Genomic DNA, 24,668 nt, shown 5'->3' on the forward strand with positions numbered 1-24,668 from the left:
GTTCGGCATGGAGACACCGCTTTCGAGCGTGGTGTGACAGGTGTGGGCCAGCTCACGCGCCGGTGGCGGACTTCGTCCACTGCAGCGCCGCGTGCCAGGCCGCGATCAGCGCTTCGTCGTCGGCGTAGCTGGGGCACGTCCCGATCGGGATCCACGCGTGCTCGACGGGGTCGCCGTCCTCGACGCGCAGGACGCTCACCCCGGCGTACTCGACGACTTCCCGGCCGTGCCCGGCGGGGATCGAGACCGCACGGGTCCCCAGCCGCAGCCGCACCTGTCGTTCGCCCGTCATCGACCCCGCTCTCCCCGTGATGCTCGACGGTGGTGTCGCGCACCGGCCGTGATCTGTAACAGCCCGGCGGCCCCGGCTGCGGTGAGCGGCAGGTATGGCCCGGTCAATGGCACGCGGGTGCCGAGCGGGTGCGTCCGTTCGTGCTAATCCACGTGTGAAGGGACCCCCGGCCGGTCATCCGGGGTGCGGGAAGACCTTTCCGGGGGAGGTGCCGAAGACGTGACGCGGGAGAGTTTCGAGTTCGAGGCGGAGCCGGCGCAGATCAGGCTGGTGCGGTCGTGGGTGCGTGCACAGCTGGCCGCCGGGGACGTGCCGGAGCAGGTGACGGCGGACGCCGTGCTGATCACCGGCGAGCTGGCGACGAACGCCGTCCGGCACGCCGCCGGGCCGCTGCGCGCCCGGCTGATCTGCGCCGACGCCGCGATCTGGATCGGCGTCGAGGACGCCGGCGGGTCCGCGTGGTTCGACCCGGTCGTGCCCGGCACGGCCCCGGCGGGCACCGGGCTCACCCTGGTCGCCGCCGCTTCCGGCCGGCGCGGGCACTTCCACCGCGACGACGGCGGCAAGACCGTGTGGGCGGAGATTCCGCTCGTCTCGTGACGTTTCCGCCGCTCAGGTGCGGCGGAGGACGATGAGCTCGGCCCGCACGGCGAGCACTACGGCGACCGCGAGCCGACGCGACGCCGCCGTGACGGTGCGCCGTGCGGTGCGGGCTGCGGTCAGCCGGTCTGCGCGCGGATCCAGGCCGCGACGACGTCGACCCTGGCGATCGTCTCCGGCCCCGCCTGCGGGCACGGCGGCCCGGTGTTCACGATGGCCACCAGGCGGCCGGTGTGGTCGTCGTCGTCCGAGACGAAGAACGGGCCGCCCGAGTCCTCCGGGCACGGGCCGTTGTCCACCGTCCGCGTGCCGATCGGCAGCGCCTCGAGGGTCGACCCGGCGATCGCCGAAACCCGGAAGTGGCCGCGTTTGAGGTGGTCGGACGGGCCGAGCACGGTCGCCGAGTGCGAGCCCCAGCCCGCGAACTGCAGCTCCTCGCCGACCGACGGGCGCGTCGAGGCCAGCTGCACCGGGGCGATGTCGTCGACCGGTGCGCTGAGCTTCGCCACCGCCAGGTCGTTGACCGGCGACTGGCGGACGTCGACGACGACCGCGGTGTGCCCGCCGGGGTCGCTGTCCTTGAGCCGTCCGATCGTCACGGTCATCGTGTACGGCGGCCGGCCGCCGATCCGGTTCTCGTTCAGGTCGTGGAAGCAGTGCCCGGCCGTGACGACCCACTGCCGCGCCACGAGCGAGCCGCTGCAGGCGCCGTCGCGCACGCCGCCGCCCGGGACCGGGATGTCGTCCGACGTCAGCTTCGCGTTGAACGGCAGGATCGGCGCCGGCGCGGGCGTCGAGGGTGCGGGTGGCGGCGGTGCGGGTGCCGGGTCGCGGCCCAGGGCACTGGTGTCGGGCAGGCTGTGCCCGGCGAGAGCCGCGGCCAGGGCGGGTCCCGCGGGCGCGCCGGTGGCGGCGTTGGCGAACGCGATACCGGCCCCCACCAGCACCGCGACGGCCACGGCCCGCGCGCGGAAGCGGCGCCGTCGATCCGAAATCGTCCTCACACCCTTAATGCACGGATGAAAGCGCGGAATGGTTGCGCGAGGATCTCAGTTGCGCCCGCGGGACGCCGTCGACGCGCGAGCCGGTCTCGGCGTTCGTGACCTTCCACGACCGCCGAGACCCGGCCTGAGCAGCGGCTCAGGGACGCTGCCCCGCTTCGTCCACGAAGGTCTTCACCGTCACCGCGCTGTCTTCCGTACCGAGGAACTGGTGCGTCTTGGCGTCGAAGACCAGCACGATCCCCTTGAAGCCGGGCGGGTCGGCGGGGTTCGTCCAGGTGATCCCGACGCCCGGGCGCCCGGCGCCGTCGGTGACGTGGTCGAGCGCCTCGAGCCCGGGCACCTTCGCGGCCGCCTGGAACAACGCCGCGTAGGTCTCGGGCGGGAGAGCCTGCTCGTCGGCCAGCACGAGGACGTCCTTGCCCATCGCGTTGGTGTCGCCCTTTTCGCCGCTGTGGTGGGTGTTCAGGTAGGCCAGCATCGCGTCGGCGGTCGTCGGCAGGTCCGTCCGGTAGGCGGGCGAAGGCGTGCAGTCCTCCAGGCTGCCTTCCTTCTTCGGGTCGTTCGTGCCGTACATCGCCGCCTTGCCGTCGCGGCAGCCGGGGAACTTGGTGTCCTTGCCCAGCAGGCCGTCGCGGGTGCCGTCGACCGACAGCCAGATCTCGCGCGTGTGGTGGCCGGGGTACTCCGTCTTCACGTAGAGGAACTGGTCCGGCCGCGGGGCCTTGGCCGGTACCTGGAGCGCCGCGCTCGCCGCTTCGGTCAGCACGCGCACCGGGTCGGCGTTCGCGACGCCGACGCCGAGGCCCACCTGCTCGGCCGGGGCGAGCGCCACGACCGCGGTGATCGCCGCGGCAAGGCCGATCGAGGCGCCGGCGGCCCAGAACCAGCGGCGGGACCGCTGCGGTCGTTCGCCGCGCGCCGCGGCGAGCAGGCGTTCCCTGGCCGGGGCGAGCCGCTCCGGCGGCGCGAAGCCGACGGTTCCCGCGCGGTCGCGGATCAGGTCGAGGTCATCCATGACGGGAGGTCTCCTTCACGAGGTCGAGGGGGCCGAGTTCGGCGCGGAGGCGGCCGCGGGCGCGGTTGAGCCGGGATTTCACGGTGCCGACGGGGATGGCGAGGGCTTCGGCGACTTCCTGGTAGCCGAGCCCTTCCGCGGCGACGAGCAGCAGGACGTCCCGCTCGCGGGGGCGCAGCGTGGCCAGGGCCCGGTCGAGGTCCGCGCCCAGCGCCTGCGCGCTGACCTGGTCGGCGACCCGGTCGGCGTGGCCGTCGTCCACGGCGGGCGGCCCGACGGCCAGGCGGAGCTTCAGCTCGCGCACCTCCGCCCGCCACTGCCGCGAGACGAGGTTCGTGGCGATGCCGTAGAGCCACGGCCGGGCGTCCGGCCGGGACAGGTCGAACTTCGCCCGCTTGGCGAACGCGATGAGGAACGTGTCCGCGAGGACGTCGTCGGCCGCGCCCTGGCCCAGGCGCCGGACCAGGTAGCGGTGGATGTGCCGGGCGTGGCGGTCGAAGATGACCGCGAACAGGCTCGGCTCCGCCCGCGACCGCGCGATCACGCTCGCGTCGTCGTCGGCTTCGGTGTCTTCCGGGGTCATCGCCCGCCTTTCTGCGCACAGTGTCAGCTGTTGTTCTCCCCGGCCGCGGAACGGGTTCCCGGATCGGCCGGGGCAAGTGACCCACGTCACGGCCGGACGGCGGTACGGTCGGGGAAGATCACGAAGGGGGCGGTGACCGTGGTGCCGAAGATCGCGCTGGAAGAGGCGTACGAGCACCCTGAGCGCGTCGCCCGGCTCCTGGCCGACGGGGAAGCGCTCGCCGACGCGTCCGACCGCGGCGGGGTGACACCGGAGTTCTACCGGCCGGTGATGGAAAAGCTGCGGGAGTTCGACGACGTCCGGCTGGGCAGCATGGACCGGGCGGGGATCGCGCACACGATCCTGTCGCTCACCGCACCCGGCATCCAGAGCATCGTCGACCCGGTGGCCGCGACCGCGGAAGCCCGCCGGCAGAACGACTTCCTCGCCGAGCAGGTCGCCCGGCACCCCGACCGCTACTCCGGCTTCGCCGCGGTCGCGCTGCAGGAGCCGGAGAACGCGGCGGCCGAACTGCGCCGCGCGGTCACCGAGCTGGGCTTCAAGGGCGTGCTCGTCAACGGCTACACGAACGTCGGCGACCCCGAGCACGGCAGCTACCTCGACGAACCGCGCTACCACGGGTTCTGGGAGACCCTCGCCGAGCTCGACGTGCCGCTGTACCTGCACCCGCGGCCGTCACTGCCGGGTGGGCAGGCGCTCTACGCCGGGCACCCGGAGATGAAGGGCGCGACCTGGGGCTTCGGCACCGAGACGGCGTCGCACGCCGTGCGGCTGCTGCTGAGCGGGCACTTCGACCGGTTCCCGACGGCGAAGCTGATTCTCGGGCACTTGGGCGAGGCGCTGCCCGCGCTGCTGTGGCGCACGCAGAACATGTTCGAGGCCAACCCGTTCGGGCAGCGGCCGCGCAAGACGCTGCCCGAGTACGTCGCCGACAACGTCTGGATCACCACCAGCGGTGGCTTCTCCGACCACGCGCTGATCAACGCCGTGCTGACCGTCGGCGCCGACCACATCATGTTCTCCGTCGACTACCCGTACTCGGAGAACGCCGGGGCCGCCGAGTGGATCGAGCGCGCGCCGATCAGCGAGCTGGACCGCCGCAAGATCGCGTACGGCAACGCCGCCGCGCTGTTCGGGATCGAGGTCGCGCGCTAGCGGACGCTCCGTGTTGGGAAGGTTACTTTACTATCGGTCGCCCGGGTTGTATGTTCGTCGCACCGCCGCCTTCAAGCAGTCCTGGTGCAGACCAGTCAGCTACGGAGGACCTTTGACCAGACAGGCGAGCGCCTCGGGCACCGCCGCCGGGACGCGCACTTCCCCGGCGCCGCAGCGCATCCCCGCATCCACGGCCCTCGCTCGGCCGTAACTTCCCCGGACGGGGTCGGGCCGGCGGTCCGCCGCACCCGCCGGCCACCCGTCCCGGACGAACTCCCGCACGCCGTAGCCGAGCGCGCCCGGCGTGTCCGCCACGGGTCTCGTCGACCTGTTTTCGGAGGTTTCCTTGTCACGCAAGACAACCGTCCGCGCAACGTGTTCTTCCTCAACACGATGACCAAGCAGGTCACCGCCGGCGCCGCGGACACGCCGTACTACGCCGACCACACGAAGACCAGCACCGCGAAGTCCCTGTTCCTCGAGAATCTCGGCTGAAAGGACCGGACCGATGCTCAAAGCACTCGCGGCGCTGTCCCTGATCGGGCAGCTCGTGCACCCCGCGGCGACGACGATCGACGTCGCCACCGCCGCCCAGCTCTCGGCGGCGCTGTCCGCGGCGAAGGCGGGCGACACGATCAAGCTGGCCGACGGCGACTACAGCGGCCAGTTCGTGGCGACCAGGCCCGGCACCGCGTCGGCGCCGATCACCCTCGTCGGCAGCGCGAAGGCCGTGCTGCACGACCCGCTGGTCAACCCCGGTGACACCGACTGCCCGTCCGGCCAGACCGGCTACGGCCTGTGGCTGCAGGGCGCGAGCTACTGGAACCTCACCGGCTTCACCGTCACCTCCTCGAAGAAGGGCATCGTCCTCGACGGCGCCACGCACGTCACCATCGACGGCGTGAACGTGCACGACATCGGCTACGAAGGAGTGCACTTCCGCAAGGGCAGCGCGTACGGCGTGATCAAGAACTCGACCGTCACCGACACCGGCAAGGAGGAGCCCGGCTACGGCGAGGGCGTGTACCTCGGCTCGGCCACCAGCAACTGGGAGTGCTACGGCGCGAACGGCGGCAAGGACCCCGACGCGAGCGACTACGTCCAGGTGCTCGACAACAAGATCGGCCCGAACGTGGCGGCCGAGGGCGTCGACATCAAGGAAGGCACCCACGACGGCGTCGTGTCCGGCAACACCCTTGACGGGACGGGGGAGAAGAACCAGAACTCCGGCGACTCGACCATCGACGTCAAGGGCGACAAGTACCTCATCACGGGAAACAAGGTGACCCACCCGTACCTCGACGGCTTCCAGACGCACAACGTGTGGGGCCAGACCGGCTGCGGGAACACCTTCACCAAGAACACGTTCACGCTGACGAACGCGCAGGGCTACGGGATCAACTCGACGAACCAGAGCAGCTGCGTCTCGCGGAAGTCGCCGAACGTCATCGGCGCGTCCAACACGGCCACCGGCGGGAAGGGCGTGTCGAAGACGCCCGTCACCCCGGGCAGCTGACCCGCTGCACCGCGAGGCGTTCAGCAGGTGGGACGCGGGAATAGCCTCGCGGCCGTCCGGTTGACCAGGGACGGACCCCACGCCGCCGCCGACGCGGGCACCATCGAAGGAGCCGTGCTGTGACCGCAGACTCTCTGCACTTCAACGCCTTCATCTGGCCGAACGGCTACCACGAGTCCGCGTGGCGGGTCGTCGACGACGACGTCCGCGGGGTGCTCGGGCTGCCGTACTACGCCGGGATCGCGCGGACCGCCGAGCGTGGCCTGATGGACTCGATCTTCCTGGCCGACAACATCGCGATCGCCGAGTACCGCGTCACGCACCTGCCGCAGACGCAGTTCGACCCGATCTCGGTGCTGTCGGCGCTGGCCGCGGTCACCGAGCGGATCGGCCTGATCGGGACGGGCTCGACGACCTACAACAAGCCGTGGGAGCTGGCTCGCCGGTTCGCCACGCTGGACCACCTCAGCGGCGGCCGCGCGGGCTGGAACATCGTCACGACCATCACCCCGCTGGCCGCGGCCAACTTCGGCGAAAAGGCGCACCCCGACCACGCCGACCGGTACGAGCGGGCCCACGAGTTCGTCGACGTCGTCACCCGCGCGTGGGACAGCTGGGCCGAGGACGCGATCGTCGGCGACCGCGAAAACGGCGTCTGGGCCGACCGCGCCAAGCTGCACGCGCCGCGCTTCCACGGCAGGTTCTACGACGTCGAAGGCGTGCTGCCGTTCCCGCGGTCGCCGCAGGGGCGGCCGGTGCTGGTCCAGGCGGGACAGTCCGCCGCCGGGATCGGGCTCGCCGCCCGGTACGCGGAGCTGGTGTTCTCCGGGCCGCCGTCGCTGGAAGCCGCCGTGAAGTTCCGCGCCGAGCTGGACGCGCAGGTCGTCGCGGCGGGCCGGGATCCCTCGCACGTGCGGGTCCTGCCCGCGCTGATGGTGACCCTCGGCGGCACCGAGGCCGAGGCGAAGGCCCGTGCGGCGCGGCTCGAAGAGCTGGCCAGCCCGGAGTTCCGCTGGCAGAACGCGTTGTACACCGCGGGCCTCGACCCGGACGCGTTCGACCCGGACGCCCCGCTGCCCGCCGAGCTGCGGGCCGAGGGCGGCTCTTCTCGTCTGCAGCAACTCGCGGCGGCGGCGCGGGAGCGTCCGGACGCCCCGCTGCGCGAGATCGCGGGCAAGATCACCGGGGGAGCGGGGCAGGTCCACTTCGTCGGCACGCCCGAGCAACTCGCCGACCATGTGCTCACCTGGCAGGACGCCGGCGCCGTCGACGGGTTCACCATCATGGGATCGACGCTGCCCTACGAGCTGGCCGCGTTCGTCGACCACGTCGTGCCGATCCTGCAGCGCAAGGGCCGGTACCGCACCGAGTACCGCGGCTCGACGCTGCGTGAGCACCTCGCCGGGTGATTCCCACTATGTGGTTTCTGTCGGTGGGGCTGGTTAGGGTCCTGACCGTCCGATCTTGACGACAGGAGTGTGGGACGTGGGCTGGACCCGGAACATCCGAGTGGCCGCGCTGGTGGCGGTGGCCGCTCTGGGCCTGACGGCGTGCGGCGGCGGGGACAACAAGCCCGCCGCGGCGGGCAAGGGCGGGACGCCGATCGTCGTCGCGTCCTTCAACTTCACCGACAGCCAGATCCTGGCGGAGATCTACGCGCAGGCGCTGGAGGGCAAGGGCTACCCGGTGACGCGCAAGCTGAACCTGGGGTCGCGGGAGCTGATCTACCCGTCGCTCAAGTCCGGTGAGCTGCAGTTCATCCCGGAGTACCAGGGCTCGGCGATCGCCGCCGGGTTCGGCAAGGACCCGGTGAAGGACGCCAAGGGCGAACACGATCAGCTGGCCAAGCTGCTCGAGCCGAGCGGCGTCTCGCTGCTGAACTACGCGGCGGCCGAGGACAAGAACACCTACATCGTCAAGTCGGACCTGGCGAAGTCGAAGGGCCTCGCGTCGATCAGCGACCTGAAGAAGCTCGACAAGGTCGTGCTGGCCGGCGGCCCGGAGTGCGAGAAGCGGCTGACGTGCTTCAAGGGCTTCACGGACGTCTACAAGCTGACGAACGCGACGTTCCAGACCGTCCAGGAGCTCGGGCCGCGGGTGCAGCAGCTCGACTCCGGCGGCGTCACGGTCATCCCGGTCGACTCGGTGAGCCCGCAGGCCGGTGACCCGAAGTACGTCGCGCTGAAGGACGACCTGGGCATGGTACCGACCGAGAACGTGGTCCCGGCGGTGACCAAGAAGGTGCTCGAGGAGCGCGGCGCGGACTTCGCGGCCGCGGTGAACGCGGTGAGCGCCAAGCTGACGACGGAGGGGATGCGCGACCTGAACAAGCGCGTCGACTCCGACGGCGAGAAGGCCGCGGACGTGGCGAAGGACTGGCTGTCGCAGCAGGGCCTCGTCTGACGCAGTGCCGGGGCCCGCAGCCGGACGCCCGGCGGCTGAGGGCGCCGGCCCGGCTCAGGCGGTCCGGTAGCGGCTCGCGAGTTCCGGGCGCTGGCCCCCGAAAGCCGCCAGCTCGGCCCGGAACACCGTCTCCAGCAGGCTCGCGTCCTCGACGCCGGGCGCGCAGACGACCTCGCCGAGGTCCAGGCCGCGCAGGGACGCGGACACGACGTCGGCCGCGCTCATCCGCGGGACCGCGCTCAGGTCCAGGCCCTGGCGCTCGTGGAACTCCGTCGCGACCACCCCGGGGCACACGACCTGGACGCGGACGCCGGTGCCTTCGAGCTCGGCGCTCAACGTCTGGGACAGCGTGACCAGGTGGGCGAGGGTGCCCGCGTAGACCGCGCGCCGGGGCAGCTGCGAGTGGGGCGCCGGTCCGCTGAAGGCGATCATGCCGGCCACGTTGACGATGGCGCCGCGGCCGCGGTCCTGCATGCCCGCCACGGCGGCGCGGGCGAGCATCGTCGGGGCCAGCACCTTGACCTTGACCAGTTCGCGCGCCTTGCCGGCGGGCAGCTCGGCCAGCGGCATGTAGTGCGCGACGCCCGCGTTGTTCACCAGCAGGTCGAGGGGCTCGGCGGCGGCGATCTCCGCGACGGTGTCGATGCCTTCGTCGGTGGCCAGGTCGGCCGCCACGGTCCGGACCTTGACGTCGGTGTGAGTGGCGGCGAACTCGTCGAGGCGGTCCTGGCGACGTCCGACGACCACCAGGTCGTGGCCGTCGGCGGCGAGGCGGTCGGCGAACGCCCGGCCGATGCCGGACGTGGCGCCGGTGACGAGGGCGAGCTTGCTCATGCGTGGTTGTCCTGTTCGGTCGTCGTGCGGGTGGTGGCCGGAGGCAGGGCCGCGGAGCCCAGGAGGGCGAGCTTGTCCGCGGCATCCGTGCCGGGACCGGGGTGGTAGACGGCGAGCGCGAGGCCCGGGGTCTCGCTGAGGAGGAGCTTTTCCCGGTTCAGCACCAGTTCTCCGACGAGCGGGTGGTCGAACCGCACGGTCGCGCCGCGCCGGTTCGCGACGTCGTGGCGGGCCCACAGCTCCCGGAACCGGGGACTGGCCAGGGAAAGCTCGCCGACCAGCTCGATGAACCGGGGGTCGTCGGTCTCGGTGCCGACGGACTGGCGGAAGCCGGCGACCAGGTCGCGGGTGGCGAGCTCCCAGTCGGGGAAGAGCTCTCGCTCGGCCGGGTCGAGGAAGACGTCCCGCAGCCGGTTGGCGCCCGCGACCAGCCGCGGCGACAGGGCCGCGGCGAGCGGGTTGGCCGCCAGCACGTCGAAGTAGCGGCCCTCGACGAACGCCGGCAGCGACAGCGCGGCCAGGAACTTGACCGTGCTCGGCGGGACGGTCTCCTTGCGCCGCCGTCGCGGGCGGCGCGGCTTCGGGTCGGCGAGGCCGATCAGGTACGTCGTCGTGTCCTCGTCGAGCTGCAGCACGCGGGCCAGGGATTCGAGGACCGGCCTCGACGGGTTGCGGTCGCGGCCCTGTTCGAGGCGCAGGTAGTAGTCGGCACTGATGCCGGCCAGCATCGCGACCTCTTCCCGGCGCAGGCCCGGCACCCGCCGGACGCCGGTGACGGGGATCCCCGCCTGCGCGGGGGTGAGCAGCTCACGACGGGCGCGGAGGTGATCGCCCAGCAGGTTCGGCTCGTCGGTCATACCCCCGACTGTAGGTCGCGCCGCGCGCCCGTGCCTGGTCCTGTCACTCCCAGGAGCGCGAGGGCCGCCGTGTCCTCGCGCGATGCGCGCCGCACCCGGGATCGCCGCCGCCTTCCTGCAGCGGGCGGGGGCTCCGGTCCACTGTGTACGAACAGGCGCGGGAGCAGGGATCGTCGCCGGACTGTCCACACTGGACGCTGAGCTGTTCGTCGTCGTCGAGCAGGATCGCTGCCCCTGCGCCGCGGAGATGCTGCTGCCGATCGCGGTGCGCTGACCCGCGCCGCGAATCAGCCGTCCTCGGCCGCCTGCATGCGGCGGTTCGCCTCGCCGAGCCCGTCGGCGAGGGCACGCAGCTGCTCCGGAGTCAGGACGTCCATCAGCAGCTCACGCACCAAGGCGACCTGCCCCGGCGCCGCCGCCGCCAAGCGGGCCGCGCCCGACTCCGTGAGCACCGCGTAGACCGCCCGGACGTCACTCTCGCACCTGCGCCGGCCGACCAGGCCCGCCTGCGCCAGCCGGCCGACCTGGTACGTCAGCCCGCTCTTGGAATTGGCCACCGCGCACGCCAGCTCGGCCATCCGCAGCTCGCGCCCGGGAGCCGCAGCCAGCCGGGCCAGGATCTCGTACTGCAGGTGGGACAGGCCGGCGTCCCGCTTGAGCTGGTGGTCCATGCGCTGGTGCAGGAGGGCGTACGTCGTGCGCAGCGCTGTCCACGCCCGCTGCTCCTCGGTGCTCAGCCCCCGCGCGCGACCCATGTCGGCCAGCCTACCGACGGTTCAAATTCGAACAAGCTCGCCGGCGGCTGTTAGGGTCGATCCGTGTCCGAGGCGTTGACGTTCGATCCGGGGACCGCTGCCCGCGTGCGGCTGTGCAGCCGCCGCGACAACGGCTGGTCCGCCCTGCTCGTGCGGCTGCTGGACAACGCCGAAGAAGCCGAGCGCGTCCTGCCGCCCGTCGACGGCCAGACGATCGTGGTGATGAGCGAGGGCACCAAGACCATCGAGTCGCGGCACGGCGCGCACTGGCGGCGCGCCGAGTACCGGCCGGGCTCGATCGGGATGACCGCGCCCGGGCAGCCGACGCGGATCCGCTGGCGCGGCACGGATCGGACCCTCACGACGCATCTGCACCTTCCAGGCGCGCTGATCGACCGCACCGCGCTCGATCTCTGGGGCCGGGATGCCACGCGGCTCGGGCGGCCCGACGCGCTTTCCGTGGAAGATCCCGTGCTGGCTTCCGTTGCCGAGGCCCTCAAAGCGGCCGCGCTCGCCGGGGCCGACGAGCTCTACGCCGAGTCCGCGGCCACGTTCCTCGCCGTCCACCTGCTGACCCGCCACGCCGAAGCGCCGAGACCGCGTGAGCTGGGCCGCGAAGAGCTGCGGACGCGCCGGGCCGTGCAGTTCATCCGGGAGAACCACCACCTTCCGCTCTCGCTCGCGGACATGGCGGCTGCGGCGGAGCTGAGCCCGTTTCACTTCCTGCGCGTCTTCAAGACGGCGACCGGGCAGACGCCGTACCGGTTCCTGACCCGGATCCGGGTCGAACGGGCCTGTCGCCACCTCGAGCGCGGCGGGCTTTCCGTCACCGAAATCGCGCAGGCGTGCGGATTCGCGACGCCGTCCCGGTTCGCTTCGGCGTTTCGCGCCCAAATCGGGCTTTCGCCCTCCGCGTACCGGGCCGCGGTGCGGCACCAGCAATAAACGGCGGCTCCGCAGCAATCACGGGACGGCGGCCGCCCCGGCGCGCGAGCTAGCGTCGCGGAGTATCCACAACGGAAATCACCGTCAACGGCGAAAGCGTCCGGCTCGAGCTGGATCCCCGCGAGTCGCTGCTCGACGTGCTGCGGGAACGGCTCGGCCTGACCGGCACCAAGAAGGGCTGCGACCAGGGCCACTGCGGTGCCTGCACCGTGCACCTCGGCGGCCGGCGCGTGGTCTCCTGCCTGACGCCTGCCGTGCAGGCCGCCGGGCAGGACGTCACGACCATCGAAGGCGTCGCCGGCCCCGGCGGGGCGCTGCACCCGCTGCAGCAGGCCTTCGTCGACCACGACGCGCTGCAGTGCGGCTACTGCACCCCCGGCCAGATCATGTCCGGACTCGCCTGCATCGCCGAGGGCCACACGGCCGACGACGACCAGATCCGCGAGTACCTCAGCGGCAACCTCTGCCGCTGCGGCGCCTACGTCGGCATCGTCGCCGCCGTCCGCCAGGCCGCCGACGCGACCAAGGAAAGCTGATGCGTCCCTTCGCCTACGTCGCGCCCGGCAGCCTCGGCGAGGCCGTCGACGTCCTCCGTGACGCCGTGCCCGGCACGAAGGTCCTCGCCGGCGGCACGACGCTCTACGACCTGATGAAGCTCGGCATCGAGACCCCGCCCGTCGTCGTCGACGTGCACCGGCTGCCCGAGCTGACCGTCATCGAGGCCGGACCGGCCGAGCTGTCCTTCGGCGCTGGTGCCCGGATGGCCGACGTCGCCGACCACCCGGTCGTCCGCGACGAGTACCCCGCCCTGTCCGAGTCGCTCTGGCGCGCGGCGTCCCAGCAGCTGCGCACCATGGCCACCGTCGGCGGGAACCTGTTGCAGCGCACGAGGTGTGGCTACTTCCGCGGCGGCCCGGAGTTCCCCTGCAACAAGCGCGAACCCGGCAGCGGCTGCGCGGCGCTCGAAGGCCACGACCGGACCCACGCGCTGCTCGGCGCGAGTGACGCGTGCATCGCGACCTACCCCGGTGACTGGGCCGTCGCGCTGCTCGCCTTCGACGCGGTCGTCGACGTCGCCGGCCCACGCGGCGAACGCCCGGTTCCCCTCGAGGACCTGCACGTCGAACCCGGTGCCGACCCGGCCCGCGAGCACACCCTGGACGCCGACGAGCTGATCGTGCGCATCCGCGTCCCGGCGACGCCCGCCGGCCGCGGCTCCACCTACCTCAAGATCCGCGACCGCGAGTCCTACGCCTTCGCGCTCGCCTCCGCCGCGGTCGCACTGACCGTCGAGGACGGCGTGATCGGGGACTGCCGGATCGCACTCGGCGGCGTCGCCACCCGGCCATGGCGGGCCGAGGAGGCCGAACACGTTCTCCGCGGCGCCCCGCTGACGGCCGGGAACGCCCGGCACGCCGGGGAAATCGCCTTCGCCGGCGCGCGTCCCGGCATCCACAACGGATTCCGGGTCGAGCTGGGCATCCGCACCGTTGCCGACGCGGTGCGCATCGCCGCGGAGAGGGCCACCCGATGACCGACACGCGCCGTGTGGACGCCTACGAGAAGGTCACCGGCCGGGCCGCATATGGCACCGACCGCGTTCCCGAGGGCGTCGCCTACGCGACGCTCGCCCTGGCCAGGATCGGCCGCGGCCGGGTGTCCCGGGTGGACACCGCCGCGGCGGAAGCGGTGCCGGGCGTCCTGCTCGCCGTCACCCGCTTCGACGCCGGCGAGCTGCGCGGCCCCGGGTTCATCATGGGCGGCGGGTTCTCCTTCCAGAGCCTGCAGCCGCTGCTGGACGACCACATCGCCTACCGCGGCCAGCCGATCGCGCTGGTCGTCGCGGAGACCCTGGTCGCCGCGACCGAGGCGGCCGAGCTCGTCACCGCCGAGTACGACACCGAGCCCTTCGCCGTCCACCTCGACGCCGAGGGCGCGACCACCCTGGTCCAGGAGGAGGCGATCCCGCTGCCCTTGCTCGCCGACATCAAGGTCGGCGACGCGGACGCGGCGATCGACGCGAGCCCGGTCCGGATCGACCGCACCTACGAGTACGCGGCGCAGCACGCGGTGCCGATGGAGCTCAACGGCGCCGTCGTCGAGTGGCGGGACGGCACGCTCATCGTGCACGAGGGCACGCAGAACGCGGCCGCGCTCCGGCACGGGCTCGCCGAGCAGCTCGGCCTCGACCCCGCGGACATCGAGGTGCGCTCGCCGTACGTCGGCGGCGGCTTCGGCCAGAAGAACTCGCTGCAGCCGCACCTCGGCCCGCTCGCCCTGGTGGCGCGGCGGCTCGGCCGGCCGGTCAAGCTCGTGCTCGCCCGCAGCCAGACCTTCCACAACGGCAGCTTCCGCCCGGCGACCCGCCACCGCGTCCGCCTCGGCGCGGACGCGGCCGGCAAGATCCTCGCCGCCGTGCACGAGGTCGACCAGCAGACGTCCCGGCACGACCTGTTCCCGGCGATGCACACGGAGATCACGTCGCGGCTGTACGGCTTCCCGGCGTTCCGCGGCCGGCACCGCCTCGTCCAGACCGACGTGCAGACCCCGGGCTACATGCGGGCGCCGTTCGAGAGTTCGGCGACGTTCGCCTTCGAGTCGGCCGTCGACGAGCTGGCCTACGCCACCGGCCAGGACCCGGTCGCGCTGCGGCTGGCCAACGACACGATGACCGACCCGGTGACCGGACGGCCGTTCTCCACCCGCTTCCTCGCCGAGTGCCTGCGCCGCGGCGCCGAGCGGTTCGGCTGGGCGCACCGGAACCCGGAGCCCGGCTCGATGCGCGCCGACGACGGCTCGCTCGTCGGCTGGGGGGTCGCCGCGGGCACCTACCCGGGCAGCATCGTGCCCGCCGTCGCCCACCTGACCGCCGGGGCCGACGGCCGCGTGACGGTCGGCGTCGACGGCCACGAGATGGGCCAGGGCATCCGCTCGGCGGTCGCGCTGCTCGTGTCCGGGGACCTCGGTATCCCGGCGAGCGACGTCGAAGTCCGGGTCGGCGACACCCGGTTCGCGGCGCAGCACCTCACCGCGGGTTCGTGGGGGACGGCGTCCGCGTTGCCGGCCGTCCACTCCGGACTGCGGGAGCTGCGCAAGCACCTGAACGCGGCCGACACCGGCGAGGTCGACGTCGCCGCGGCGGTCGAGCGCGCCGGGCACCCGGTCGAGGTCGAGGCGAGCACGCTCGGCCCCGGGCAGGCTCCGGAGGCGCTCGACCAGGCGAAGGCCGGTCATCTGGCGATCTCCGGGCCGGTGTTCCCCGAGTTCTGCACGTTCAGCTGGGTCGCCCACTTCGTCGAGGTCCGGGTGGAGCCGACGACGTGCCGGATCCGCGTGCCGCGCGTGGTCAGCGTCGTCGACTGCGGCCGGGTGGCCAGCCCGGTGACCGCGGCGAGCCAGGTGCGCGGCGGCGTGGTGTGGGGCATCGGCGGGGCGCTGCGCGAGGAGAGCCTGGCCGACGCCCGGTTCGGGGGCTTCCTCAACGCGACGCTCGAGGAGTACCCGATCATGGTCAACGCCGACGTCCACCGCATCGACGTCGACTTCGTGGACGAGCCGGACCTGCTGTTCAACCCGGTCGGGGTGAAGGGGCTCGGCGAGGTCGCGATGGTCGGCGTCGCGGCGGCCGTGGCGAACGCCGTCCACCACGCGACGGGCAAGCGGCACCACCGCCTGCCGATCCGGCTCGACAGTGTTCTTCCCACCCCCCTGCCCTTCGGGCCCACCCCCCGTGTCATCTAGGCAGCGGGAAGGCGATCGTCCGGCGCTCGCCAAGCCGGACGCGCTCACCTCGGAGGCACTGGCCGGCGCGCGGCGAAACCAGCCCCGGCGCGGACTGCTCGGGCTGGCCGTCGTCCTGCCGGTGACCGTTCTGCTCGCGGCGGGCGCGGGCGGCCCGGCGAACACCCTCGAGGTGCTCGGGCCGCCGGTGACGTTCGCGCTGCCGATCGTCGCGATGATCGCGTTCTGGTGGGCGGACTGGCCGGGCACCCTGCTGCGCGGCGGCTGGTCCGGCCTGTCCGACACGGCGCTCGTGGTGGCCGGGGGAGCGGCGCTGACGCTGCTCGGCCGGGCCGTCACCGGGACGCCGTCGGTGCCGCTCGCGGCGGGCATCTTCACGCTGATGCTGCAGCTGACGTTGGTCGGCGAAGGCTGGCCGCTGCGAGGCCGTGGCACGCGCTGGCCAGGCGTCGCGGCGTTGGCGGTGTGCTGGGCCGCCGGGCTGGCGGTGTACCTCGGCCTGGTGCGCACCGGGGCGGTGCCGGCCGAGGACTACGGCGCGTGGTTCGCCGGGCTCGGCGCGTGGCAGATGGTCTGGTACGTAGCATTGCGCGGCTGGCCGTTCGCGCGGGTCCGGCGGCGCGCGGTCCGGCTGGTGACGGCCCACGCCACGGTCTTCGCCTGCGCCTGGGGCACGTACGCGGTGGTGCCGCCGGACCGGCTCGTGCCGGTCGCGGGCGCGGCCATCGCGTCGGTGCTCGTGGTCGCGATGCTGTTCGAGGCGTGGCCGGCGATCCGGCTCACGCCGCTACCCGGCCGCGGCCTGGTGCTGGTGCTGGTGGCGTTGCTGACGGCCGGGCTGTCGTGGGTGTTGCCGCGGATCGCGCACGGCGTCGGGGTACCGGACCGGCTGGTCGCCGCCTGGACGGCCCACGTGACGCTCAACGCGCTGAGCCTCGCGGTGATCCTGCACGTGGCGGTCTGGCGCCGCTGGCCCGCGTCAGCGTCGTGACGCCGCGGTCGCCAGCTCCTCGGTGATCTGCCGGAGCAGCTCGGTTGCCGCGTCGCCGAGTGCTTCCAGCTCCGCCAGCGTCGTCTCTTGGGTCGTCACAGCTGGTCCTCGAAGGCTTCGTGGCGGGCGATGAGAGATTCGGCGAAGGCGGCGTGCACGCGGAGGTACTCGTCGAGACCGACCGCGGTCTCCGCCCACGCGTGCCACCGGACGTGCGCCTGGGCGACATCGATGTTCGCCGCGGCAGCCACCGTCGCGGGGCCGGTGCCGGCGAGGATCGCGTGGTGCATCAGCGACGGCGACGAGGTCCGGGCGAGCTCCGCCAGCGCGGCCAGCCGGGTGAGTTCGGCGAGCGCGTCCGGGGCGACCGGCCGGCGGCGCGGGACGGGCACGGGGTGGGCGTTCTCGAGAACGCTGGTCATCAAACGACTCCTGCACGGAAGAAGCTGAAGATCCTGAACGGCGGTCGGTTACCCCGCTTCACCATGGGTAAACGCGCGCGGTCGTGATCTCCATCTCGACGTTCGGGTGGCAGGATTGTGAGCCTGATGACAGAAGACGCCCTCGCGGCCCATGCCCGCGCCCTGATCTCGGCGAACGCGTACCTGACCCTGGGCACCACCGACGACGACGGCGGCCCGTGGACGTGCCCGGTCTACTTCGCCCCGGCCGGCGACGACACGTTCGTCTGGGTTTCGGAGGCCGACGCCCGCCACTCGCGCAACCTCGCCCGGCGCCCGCGGGTGAGCCTGGTCGTCTTCGACTCGACGGTCGCGCCGTATCACGGGCGAGCCGTGTATGCGGTTGGCGAGGCGTGGGAGCTGGCGGGCGAAGCGCTCGACCGCGCGCTGGAGAGCTATCCCCGTGGCACCGGCGACGGTGCTACGCCGCTGACTCTCGAGGACGTGTCCGGAGCGTCGCCGTACCGGCTCTACTCGGCGGTCGCGGCGGAGATGTGGGTGCTGTGCCCGCGCGATCCCGGGCAGCCGTGTCCGGTGCACGGCGTTGCCCGGGACCACCGGGTTCAGTTGTAGCGGACCTTCCCCCGGCACTGCGGGACGCGCTCCGGCCGCACGCTCTCCAGCGTCGGCGTCACCGGGACGATCGTGCCGTCACGGCGGAAGGTCAGCTTGTCGATCGTCGTCTCGCGGTGGGTGCCGTCGCCGCCCGGGATGCCGAAGCGGTGGTAGGCCAGGTACCAGTCGTCGGTGCCCGGGACCTGCAGCATCGAGCTGTGGCCGGTGCCGAGGATGCCGAGGTGCGCGTCCTTGCTCAGGATCACGCCGTGGTTGGTGAACGGCCCGGCCGGGGACGGCGCCGTCGCGTAGCCGACGCGGTAGTCCTCGCTGCGGGTGTCGTCGATCGACCAGCTCAGGTAGTACGTGCCCTTCCGCTCCACCATGAACAGGCCCTCGCGGAAGTCGTCGAGCCCGGTCAGGCGGGTGATCTTCGCCGGGTCGTAGGACACCATGTCGTCGTTCAGCGGGACGACGTAGGCGTTGCCGTTGCCCCAGTACAGGTACGGCTGCCCGGAGGAGTCGACGAACACCGCGGGGTCGATCGCCTGGCCGCCGTCGGGGTTCGCCGCGATCAACGGCTTGCCCGAGTCGACGAACGGGCCGGTCGGCGAGTCGCTCACCGCCACGCCGATCTTGGCCTCGGCACAGAAGTAGAAGTAGTACTTCCCGTTGCGCTGCGCGATCGTCGGCGCCCAGGCGTTCTTGTCCGCCCAGCTCACGTCCGGTCCGAGGTCCAGGATGACGCCGTCGTCCGTCCAGTTCACCAGGTCCTTCGAGGACCACGCGGAGAACTTGGTGCCGCTCCAGCCGTCGAATCCGTCGGTCGTCGGGTACAGGTAGTACGTGTCGCCGAACGCGACGATGTTCGGGTCGGCGTGGTAGCCCGGTAGCACCGGGCTGCGCGTCTCGTGCGCCTCGACCGTCCACACGCGACGGTCACCGCCCGCGCCGGTCACCGTGAACTGCCGGGGCCGGCTCAGGTCCACCGTGCGGGTGTCCGGCTTGATCGTCGCGCCGGGCGCGAGGCCGAACTTCGGCGACAGCCGGTGCAGGTCCGTGCCGGGCTTGACCGGCAGCACGACGGTCGAAGCACCCGAATCGATGACGGCGGGCGTCTTGAGCGAGGCCAGTTCCACCGATCGGATCGTGGTGCTGTTCGACGGCAGCGACGCCACCTCGAGGCCGGACAGCGCCCGGTCGTAGAGCCGGACGTCCTTCATCTTGCCCTTGAAGTACTTGTCGCCCGCGTACACCGACCGGCCGAGGTAGTTCGCCGCCGTGACGCCACCGCCGAGGTCCGAGGGCTTGATCGTGGCGTTCGCGTTGCGGCCCACCTCGACGCCGTCGAGGTACAGCACCGCCACGCCGTCGCCGACGGTCAGCGTCAGGTTCTTCCAGACCCCGCGTGGCAGCCCGCCGGTGGCGGCCACCTGCTGCTCGGTCGTCCAGTTGCCGGTCGCGATCGCGCCGCGCAGGCCACCGCTCGCGGTGCCGCCGGTGGTGAACAGGTAGCCGTCGCCGGTCCCGTCCTTCGCGGTGTTGCCCAGGCCCCACAGGAAGTACGGCGTCTGCTGGGCCGGGTCGACCAGGACATCGGCCGACACGGTCGCCGCGTCCGCGCCGGTCAGCAGGTTGTTCGGCAGCTGGACGTGCCCGTTCGCGCCGCCGAACGCCAGCGAGCCGTCGGCCCAGGAGACGTCACCCGCGAGGGCGCCGTCGTAGCCGTGGCCGGTGGTGTCGGCCGCGACCTGCCCGGACTTCGCGTTCAGCGGCCAGTGCGCGACGAGGCCGTTCGCGTCGGCCCGCACCGGCGCCGGAGGAGCGCTCAGCCGGTTCATCTCGGCCTGCGTGACCGGCAGGACGGTGCCGTGCCGCGGTGACGCGGGCAGGTGCGCGCCGGCGGACATCGTCCACTGGCCGGAGTTCAGGTCGGTGCTCTCGAACGGGACGTAGCCGCGGCCGCCGAACTCGTCGATGAACAGGTACCACTTGTTCTCGGTGTTCGACTTGAAGCCGGTGGGCCCTTCGCCCGCCGAGAGGCCGGGGCTGGTCGCCGTCGCCTTGCCGATGCAGTCGGCGACGAAGCCGTAGTGCGGGTCGAGCAGGTCGGTGGACTTCTCCTCGGTGATGAACTTGCTGCACGGCGTCGAGGACGTGTTGTTGCGTTCGTCCTTGGTGAAGCGGTAGTAGGTGCCCTGGTCCTTGACGACCGTCGAGTCGATCACCGAGTAGCCGGGGTCGTTCCAGACCTGCGGCGCGCTGAAGGTGACGAAGTCGCGCGTGGTCGCGTACATCATCCGGTTGTAGCTGTCGCCGGTGTGGTTCGGGTCGTTCTCCGCGTACAGCTTCGAAGCCCAGTACACGACGTACGTCCCGCGCTGGGCGTCCCACGAAGCCTCGGGCGCCCACGTGTTGCCCGCGGTCGGCGGGGACACCTGGACGCTGCGCTGGCGCGACCAGTGCGCGAGATCGGTGGACTCCCAGACCATGATCGACCGGCTGCCGGTGCGCTGGGCGGCGTCCCAGCCGCGTCCGGCGTAGATCCGCAGGTCGGTGGCGAGCAGGTAGAACTTGTCGCCGTCGGGCGAGCGCAGGATGAACGGGTCGCGCACGCCCAGTTCGCCCAGGCTGGACTTGAGCACCGGCCGCCCGTGGTTCAGCTCGGTCCAGTTCAGCGGATCGTTGCCCTTGCTCAGCGCCGAGTAGATCTGCTCGCCGTCGGAGGTGCCTTCGCCGGTGAAGTAGAAGAAGCTGTAGCCCGCCAAGGGTTCCTGGGCCGGCTTCGGCACGACGGTGGCGGTGAACCGCCGCGTGGTGCTCTCCCGGCCGAGGCTGACCTTCGCGGTCAGCACGACCTTCGCGGGCTGGGCGCCGGTCGGCGGCCGGGTGACCTCGCCGGTCGGGGTGATGACGGCCGGAGCGGACGACGTCCAGGCGACGCTGGTCCCGCCCGCGCCGGCGGTCGGCAGCGTGAGGTTTCCGCGGACGTCGTCGATGCCGGGCACCGCCAGGGTGCTCGCGGCTTCTCGTACGGGCGACGAGGTGCCGGCCGGGGGAGCGGCACCGGCACCGGCGGTGCCCAGGGGGACGAGTGCGGCCACGACGGCCAGCACGACGCCGAAACGGCGCGGGGAGAACAACTTCATCGTTGTCGGTTCCTTCGGGGCGCGTCGGGACCAGGTGATGTTAACGTTAACATCGAGCGGGGCACGCTGACCTTAGAGTCCGGCGTGTCCGGTGGTCAAGGGCCGGCCGGGTGCCGGCGCCCGTCAGCCGAGGCCGTCGAACGCCGGGGCCAGCTCCGCCAGCACCGCGACGTCGGCGCCGAAGTCGTCCGTCGTCGGGGGCATGAGCAGGACGTGGTCCGCGCCCGCGGCCAGGTGCTCGCGGACCTTGGTCGCGAGGGCGTCCGGGCCGCCGTGGGCCACGACCGCGTCGGCGATCCCGGCCACGTCGTCGAGGTCGAAACCCAGGCGGCGCAAGGCGTTCGAGAACGTCGGGCGGTTCAGCGTCTGCGCCACCCGTTCGACCGCCGCCGCCTTCGCCCGGTCGGCGTCGGAGCCGGGAACCACGGCCACGCCGACGACCAGCAGCTTGTCCGGGCCGAGCGTCGACCGCGCCTCGGCGGTGAAGGACGGCGGCAGGTTGGCCGGCAGCGCGCCGTCCGCGATCTCCCCCGCCAGGGCGAGCATCTTCGGCCCGTTCGCGCCGAGGATCCGCGGGTACTCCGCCTGCGGTGCCGGCGGCCAGGTCTCCGCGTCCATCCGCCCGACGTAGTCGCGCATCGTGGCCAGCGGGCTGCCGAAGTCCCGGCCGGTGCCCTCGGCCTGCTGCGGGTAGCCGACGCCCACGCCGAGCACCAGCCGGTCCGGGTAGGCGTCGGCGAGCTGGGCCGCCCCGGCGTGCAGGGTCTGCGGTTCGCGGGCCCAGACGTTCGCGATGCCGGTGCCGAACGTCAGCCGTTCGGTCGCGGCCAGCAGCACGGCCAGCTGGACGAGCGCGTCCTTGCCGCCGACGACCTCGTTCGTCCAGACGGTCCGGTACCCGGCGCGCTCCAGCCGTCGGACGGCCTCGCGCTGGCTCTCGGCCGGGGGCGTGCGGGTGAACGAAATCGGCAGGTAGACGCCGACGGGCCCCAAGGTCGCCATGGAACTCCCTCTCGAACGGTGTGGTCCTTCCACCGTGGCTCCGCCGGGCGCGCCGAGTCCAATGATCGTTTCGGGAAGCGCACCGCGGTTTGCGCATCACCGCAGTTCAGCGCGCTAGGCTGGGAGCATGGCCGACCTCGATCTGCGCCTGGTGCGCGGCTTCGCCGCCGTCGCGGAGCACCGGCACTTCGGCCGCGCGGCCGCCGGACTGCACCTCACGCAGTCGTCCCTGAGCCGCCAGATCGTCCGGCTGGAGCAGCAGGTCGGCGCCCGCCTGCTGGACCGCACGCCGCAGGGCACCCGGCTCACCGAGGCCGGCGAGGCGTTCCTCCCGCTCGCCGTGGACCTGCTGCGGGCGGCGGCGCACGCGACGGCCCACGCGCGGGCCGTCGCGCGGCCCAGCCGGATCACCGTCGGCTACACCGGGAACCTGATCGTCACGCCGGCGGTGCGCGACCTGCGCCGCCGCCACCCCGACGCCGAGGTGCGCACGCAGCACCTCGCCTGGGACGACGCCCGCGCGGCGCTGCTGGAGCACCGCGTCGACGTGGCGGTCGTCCGGCTGCCGCTGCGGGCGGCCGGGCTGCACGTGACGGTCCTCTACGACGAGCCCCGCGTCCTCCTGCTGCCCGTCGATCACCGGCTGGCGGGCAAGGAATCCGTGACGCTCGGCGACATCGCCGACGAGCCGCTGCCGCGCGCGCTCGACCCGGAGTGGGACGCGTTCTGGCGCGTCGACCCGCGCCCGGACGGCCGCCCGGCACCCGGCGGTCCGCTCATCGACGCGATCGAGGACAAGATCGAGCTCGTGGCGAGCGGCCAGGCGGTGGCGATCATCCCGGCGGCGCCGGGGAACGTCACCGGCCTCCGCCCGGACCTGACGACGGTGCCGCTGACGGACGTCGAGCCGAGCCAGGTGGCGGTGGCGACCCGCGCGGGCGAGCGCAACCGGCTCGTCGCGGCGTTCCGCAGGTGCGCGGAAGCATTGCCGGCCCCACCGGAATGACGAATGCCGCGGCGCCCGGCCCGGGGCACCGCGGCATCCTTTGTGGACGGTCGGATCAGCGGGGCGCGGCGGACGTCCCGGCCGGCGTTCGCGAGGCCTGTTGCGCCCGCTTGCGCTGGATCGCTTCCTGTTCGCGCTGCAGTTTGGCGTGCCATGCTCCTGAGTCGTTGGTCATGGTGCTCTCCGGTGGACGAAAATGTGCGTGTGTCGGTGCCGTGCCGCGGGCGAACCCGGTCACGGGCGGAGGGTGCGCCCCGGTGCGAGGAGGACCTGGGATCCGGGTGCCGGTGCCGTATCGCCGAAGTACCCAGGCGTTCCGGCGGTCAATCGGATTTCTGGGGTCCGACCTGCGGATCTTCGGCCCGGGGAAGCGTATTCACACGTTCGGAGCAAGCCAGGCCGTCGAGGAACACCCGCACCAGATCCGGGGTTCCAGATCGGCGCGCACGCTGCCGTCCCGTTGCGCCTCCTCGAAAGCGGGGCGCAGCAACGAAACCAGCGCGTGAGTGCACTGGCGCCGGCTGCGCTCGGGCAGCTCGCGGCACAGCCGGACGAGCGGACGCCGCCGGGCCTGCATCGCCGGCACCGCCCGCAGCAGCTCGCGGAAGGACTCGTTGCCGCGCACCCGGTTCTTGAACGCCGCCAGGCGGTGGGCCGCGACGGCGAGCGCCAGTGCCGTGCGGTCCGGGAAGTGCCGGCAGATCGTCGCCCGCCCCAGGCCGGCGCGCCGGGGCACGGCCGCGGACGGTCGTACGGCGCGCATGGCCGGGAACGCTACTCATGAGTAGTGAGACCGGCAATCCGGTCCATCTCTAGGTTCGGGTCCCTACCTGGCCGGCCGGTTCGCGGGCAAGCCGGCGCGCTCCAGCTGCTGAGCGATTTCCCCGGCGGGGTAGGGCGTCCGGCGGTCTTCGGCGTGCAACGCGTAGTAGAAGTCGTTGACGACCGCGGCGAGCGGGGCGTACCGGCGGAGGAGCGGGGCCGGGTGCTCCGCTGCGCGTTCGCGGACGAAGTCGTTGCGAGTGCGGGCATCCGGCCACGCGCGCAGGCCCCGGACGACCCGGTTGACCAGCTGGGTCAGGACGTAGGCCCGGTCGTGGTCGGCGTGGCGGGCGAGGAACTCCGCCTCCGCGTCCGACAGCTCGAACCGCGAGGACACCGTGAGGCCGAAGTCCGTGAGGTAGAGCCGTTCGCCGTCGGTGACGATGTTGGCGAAGTGGGCGTCGAAGTGCTGGAGACCTTGCCCGGCCAGGAACTCCGTGATGTGCCGCAGGTCCCGCTCGAGCGGCAGGTCGTCGTCGTCCCACTCGGCGAGGCTGTGCGGCAGGTGCTCGAGGAACAGCACGAGGTCGGTGGTGGACGCGGCGAGGGCTTCGAGGCGCCGCCGGACGCCCGGGTCGCCGTGCCAGAACGCGACGTCCCGCTCGATGTCGGCGCGGGGCCGGGGGAGCCCGTCGTGGATCCGCCAGTGGTGCAGGAGCGGGAAGTTCCCGCACTCGCCGCCGCGGACCCACGCGGTCGTCATGAGGTGCGCTTCCAGCTCGCGCCAGGCCCCGCCGCCCGCGGAACCGACCCCGTAGTGCGACCACGGCGGCAGCCCGTACAGGTCGGCGGTGGAGCGGGGGTTCGCCAGTTCGACGTCCGTCAGGGCGACCCGCTTGACGAAGACGGGCTCGCCCGCCACCCGCAGCAGCCAGGTCGACCCGCCGATCCCGGCGCCGAGCGGGCGCGCTCCGGCGAGCACGTCGCCGGGCGCGCCGGCCAGGGCCGCGGCGATCTTCTCGTGGCGGTCGAGTCGGGTCAT

At 72.6% G+C, this 24,668-nt stretch carries 25 protein-coding genes; 13 read left to right on the forward strand and 12 right to left on the reverse strand.

Annotated features, from left to right (window positions below):
• Nucleotides 1-52: 52 nt before the first annotated feature.
• The gene (locus OG738_RS30760; protein ID WP_329046122.1) at nt 53-292 is read right to left on the reverse strand and encodes a hypothetical protein; all 240 of its coding nucleotides are present in this window, start codon (nt 290-292) and stop codon (nt 53-55) included.
• A gap of 219 nt (nt 293-511) precedes the next feature.
• Here OG738_RS30760 and OG738_RS30765 point away from each other — a divergent pair, with 219 nt between their 5' ends.
• Nucleotides 512-892, forward strand: coding sequence for an ATP-binding protein (locus OG738_RS30765; RefSeq protein ID WP_329046124.1), 381 nt, complete (start codon nt 512-514; stop codon nt 890-892).
• Between the two features lie 119 nt (nt 893-1,011).
• Here OG738_RS30765 and OG738_RS30770 read toward each other — a convergent pair whose 3' ends face one another.
• The 3 genes from OG738_RS30770 to OG738_RS30780 all read right to left on the reverse strand — a co-directional run bounded on the left by OG738_RS30770 (nt 1,012) and on the right by OG738_RS30780 (nt 3,494).
• Nucleotides 1,012-1,896 carry a S1 family peptidase gene (locus tag OG738_RS30770; protein ID WP_329046127.1) on the reverse strand — a complete coding sequence of 295 codons (885 nt, stop codon included), beginning with the start codon at nt 1,894-1,896 and terminating at the stop codon, nt 1,012-1,014.
• 136 nt (nt 1,897-2,032) lie between these two features.
• Nucleotides 2,033-2,911 carry a CU044_5270 family protein gene (locus tag OG738_RS30775; RefSeq protein ID WP_329046129.1) on the reverse strand — a complete coding sequence of 293 codons (879 nt, stop codon included), beginning with the start codon at nt 2,909-2,911 and terminating at the stop codon, nt 2,033-2,035.
• A complete protein-coding gene (locus tag OG738_RS30780; protein WP_329046131.1) occupies nt 2,904-3,494 on the reverse strand; it encodes an RNA polymerase sigma factor in 591 nt (196 codons plus the stop codon). Before OG738_RS30780 ends, OG738_RS30775 begins: the two co-directional genes overlap by 8 nt.
• A 132-nt stretch (nt 3,495-3,626) precedes the next feature.
• Here OG738_RS30780 and OG738_RS30785 point away from each other — a divergent pair, with 132 nt between their 5' ends.
• The 4 genes from OG738_RS30785 to OG738_RS30800 all read left to right on the forward strand — a co-directional run bounded on the left by OG738_RS30785 (nt 3,627) and on the right by OG738_RS30800 (nt 8,568).
• Nucleotides 3,627-4,649 carry an amidohydrolase family protein gene (locus OG738_RS30785; protein ID WP_329046135.1) on the forward strand — a complete coding sequence of 341 codons (1,023 nt, stop codon included), beginning with the start codon at nt 3,627-3,629 and terminating at the stop codon, nt 4,647-4,649.
• A 508-nt stretch (nt 4,650-5,157) separates the two neighbouring features.
• Nucleotides 5,158-6,165 carry a right-handed parallel beta-helix repeat-containing protein gene (locus tag OG738_RS30790; RefSeq protein ID WP_329046137.1) on the forward strand — a complete coding sequence of 336 codons (1,008 nt, stop codon included), beginning with the start codon at nt 5,158-5,160 and terminating at the stop codon, nt 6,163-6,165.
• A 119-nt stretch (nt 6,166-6,284) separates the two neighbouring features.
• Nucleotides 6,285-7,574, forward strand: a complete 1,290-nt coding sequence (locus tag OG738_RS30795; protein WP_329046139.1) for an NtaA/DmoA family FMN-dependent monooxygenase — start codon at nt 6,285-6,287, stop codon at nt 7,572-7,574.
• A gap of 76 nt (nt 7,575-7,650) precedes the next feature.
• Nucleotides 7,651-8,568 carry an ABC transporter substrate-binding protein gene (locus tag OG738_RS30800; protein ID WP_329046141.1) on the forward strand — a complete coding sequence of 306 codons (918 nt, stop codon included), beginning with the start codon at nt 7,651-7,653 and terminating at the stop codon, nt 8,566-8,568.
• A gap of 54 nt (nt 8,569-8,622) precedes the next feature.
• Here OG738_RS30800 and OG738_RS30805 read toward each other — a convergent pair whose 3' ends face one another.
• Complete coding sequence (locus tag OG738_RS30805) at nt 8,623-9,402, reverse strand: SDR family NAD(P)-dependent oxidoreductase (RefSeq protein WP_329046143.1); 780 nt, start codon at nt 9,400-9,402, stop codon at nt 8,623-8,625.
• Nucleotides 9,399-10,259 (reverse strand): helix-turn-helix domain-containing protein, encoded by an 861-nt coding sequence (locus OG738_RS30810; protein ID WP_329046145.1) that lies wholly within the window; start codon nt 10,257-10,259, stop codon nt 9,399-9,401. Before OG738_RS30810 ends, OG738_RS30805 begins: the two co-directional genes overlap by 4 nt.
• 82 nt (nt 10,260-10,341) lie before the next feature.
• On the opposite strand from OG738_RS30810, the gene OG738_RS30815 reads away from it, so the two are divergent.
• Nucleotides 10,342-10,533 carry a hypothetical protein gene (locus OG738_RS30815; protein ID WP_329046147.1) on the forward strand — a complete coding sequence of 64 codons (192 nt, stop codon included), beginning with the start codon at nt 10,342-10,344 and terminating at the stop codon, nt 10,531-10,533.
• Between the two features lie 13 nt (nt 10,534-10,546).
• Here OG738_RS30815 and OG738_RS30820 read toward each other — a convergent pair whose 3' ends face one another.
• Nucleotides 10,547-11,014 (reverse strand): MarR family winged helix-turn-helix transcriptional regulator, encoded by a 468-nt coding sequence (locus OG738_RS30820; RefSeq protein ID WP_329046149.1) that lies wholly within the window; start codon nt 11,012-11,014, stop codon nt 10,547-10,549.
• Nucleotides 11,015-11,077: 63 nt separating this feature from the next.
• Between OG738_RS30820 and OG738_RS30825 the strand changes: the two genes are divergently transcribed.
• The 5 genes from OG738_RS30825 to OG738_RS30845 all read left to right on the forward strand — a co-directional run bounded on the left by OG738_RS30825 (nt 11,078) and on the right by OG738_RS30845 (nt 16,691).
• On the forward strand, nt 11,078-11,959 hold the full coding sequence (locus OG738_RS30825; RefSeq protein ID WP_329046151.1) for an AraC family transcriptional regulator: 882 nt from the start codon (nt 11,078-11,080) through the stop codon (nt 11,957-11,959).
• A gap of 77 nt (nt 11,960-12,036) precedes the next feature.
• Entirely contained in the window at nt 12,037-12,495 is a 459-nt protein-coding gene (locus OG738_RS30830; RefSeq protein ID WP_329056893.1) for a (2Fe-2S)-binding protein, read from the forward strand.
• Complete coding sequence (locus tag OG738_RS30835; protein WP_329046153.1) at nt 12,495-13,493, forward strand: FAD binding domain-containing protein; 999 nt, start codon at nt 12,495-12,497, stop codon at nt 13,491-13,493. The genes OG738_RS30830 and OG738_RS30835 overlap by 1 nt, the downstream gene beginning before the upstream one ends.
• Nucleotides 13,490-15,700, forward strand: a complete 2,211-nt coding sequence (locus OG738_RS30840) for a xanthine dehydrogenase family protein molybdopterin-binding subunit (protein ID WP_329046155.1) — start codon at nt 13,490-13,492, stop codon at nt 15,698-15,700. The genes OG738_RS30835 and OG738_RS30840 overlap by 4 nt, the downstream gene beginning before the upstream one ends.
• Complete coding sequence (locus OG738_RS30845) at nt 15,690-16,691, forward strand: hypothetical protein (RefSeq protein ID WP_329046157.1); 1,002 nt, start codon at nt 15,690-15,692, stop codon at nt 16,689-16,691. The genes OG738_RS30840 and OG738_RS30845 overlap by 11 nt, the downstream gene beginning before the upstream one ends.
• Nucleotides 16,692-16,786: 95 nt before the next feature.
• On the opposite strand, the gene OG738_RS30850 is transcribed toward OG738_RS30845, so the two are convergent.
• On the reverse strand, nt 16,787-17,113 hold the full coding sequence (locus OG738_RS30850; protein WP_329046159.1) for a hypothetical protein: 327 nt from the start codon (nt 17,111-17,113) through the stop codon (nt 16,787-16,789).
• 126 nt (nt 17,114-17,239) lie between these two features.
• Between OG738_RS30850 and OG738_RS30855 the strand changes: the two genes are divergently transcribed.
• Nucleotides 17,240-17,725, forward strand: a complete 486-nt coding sequence (locus tag OG738_RS30855) for a pyridoxamine 5'-phosphate oxidase family protein (protein WP_329046161.1) — start codon at nt 17,240-17,242, stop codon at nt 17,723-17,725.
• Here OG738_RS30855 and OG738_RS30860 read toward each other — a convergent pair.
• Together OG738_RS30860 and OG738_RS30865 are read right to left on the reverse strand one after the other, a co-directional pair.
• Nucleotides 17,716-20,856: a family 43 glycosylhydrolase gene (locus OG738_RS30860; protein ID WP_329046164.1), complete on the reverse strand. Its 3,141-nt coding sequence runs from the start codon at nt 20,854-20,856 to the stop codon at nt 17,716-17,718. The two genes, OG738_RS30855 and OG738_RS30860, sit on opposite strands and share 10 nt — an antisense overlap.
• Before the next feature lie 123 nt (nt 20,857-20,979).
• Nucleotides 20,980-21,858, reverse strand: coding sequence for a TIGR03620 family F420-dependent LLM class oxidoreductase (locus OG738_RS30865; protein WP_329046166.1), 879 nt, complete (start codon nt 21,856-21,858; stop codon nt 20,980-20,982).
• A gap of 127 nt (nt 21,859-21,985) precedes the next feature.
• Between OG738_RS30865 and OG738_RS30870 the strand changes: the two genes are divergently transcribed.
• Entirely contained in the window at nt 21,986-22,864 is an 879-nt protein-coding gene (locus OG738_RS30870; protein ID WP_329046169.1) for a LysR family transcriptional regulator, read from the forward strand.
• Between the two features lie 376 nt (nt 22,865-23,240).
• Here the strand turns inward: OG738_RS30870 and OG738_RS30875 are convergent, their stop codons facing one another.
• Entirely contained in the window at nt 23,241-23,627 is a 387-nt protein-coding gene (locus OG738_RS30875) for a hypothetical protein (RefSeq protein ID WP_329046172.1), read from the reverse strand.
• A gap of 63 nt (nt 23,628-23,690) precedes the next feature.
• Nucleotides 23,691-24,668 (reverse strand): hypothetical protein, encoded by a 978-nt coding sequence (locus OG738_RS30880; protein ID WP_329046175.1) that lies wholly within the window; start codon nt 24,666-24,668, stop codon nt 23,691-23,693.

The sequence above is a fragment of the Amycolatopsis sp. NBC_01488 genome (genome assembly GCF_036227105.1).
Lineage (GTDB): Bacteria > Actinomycetota > Actinomycetes > Mycobacteriales > Pseudonocardiaceae > Amycolatopsis.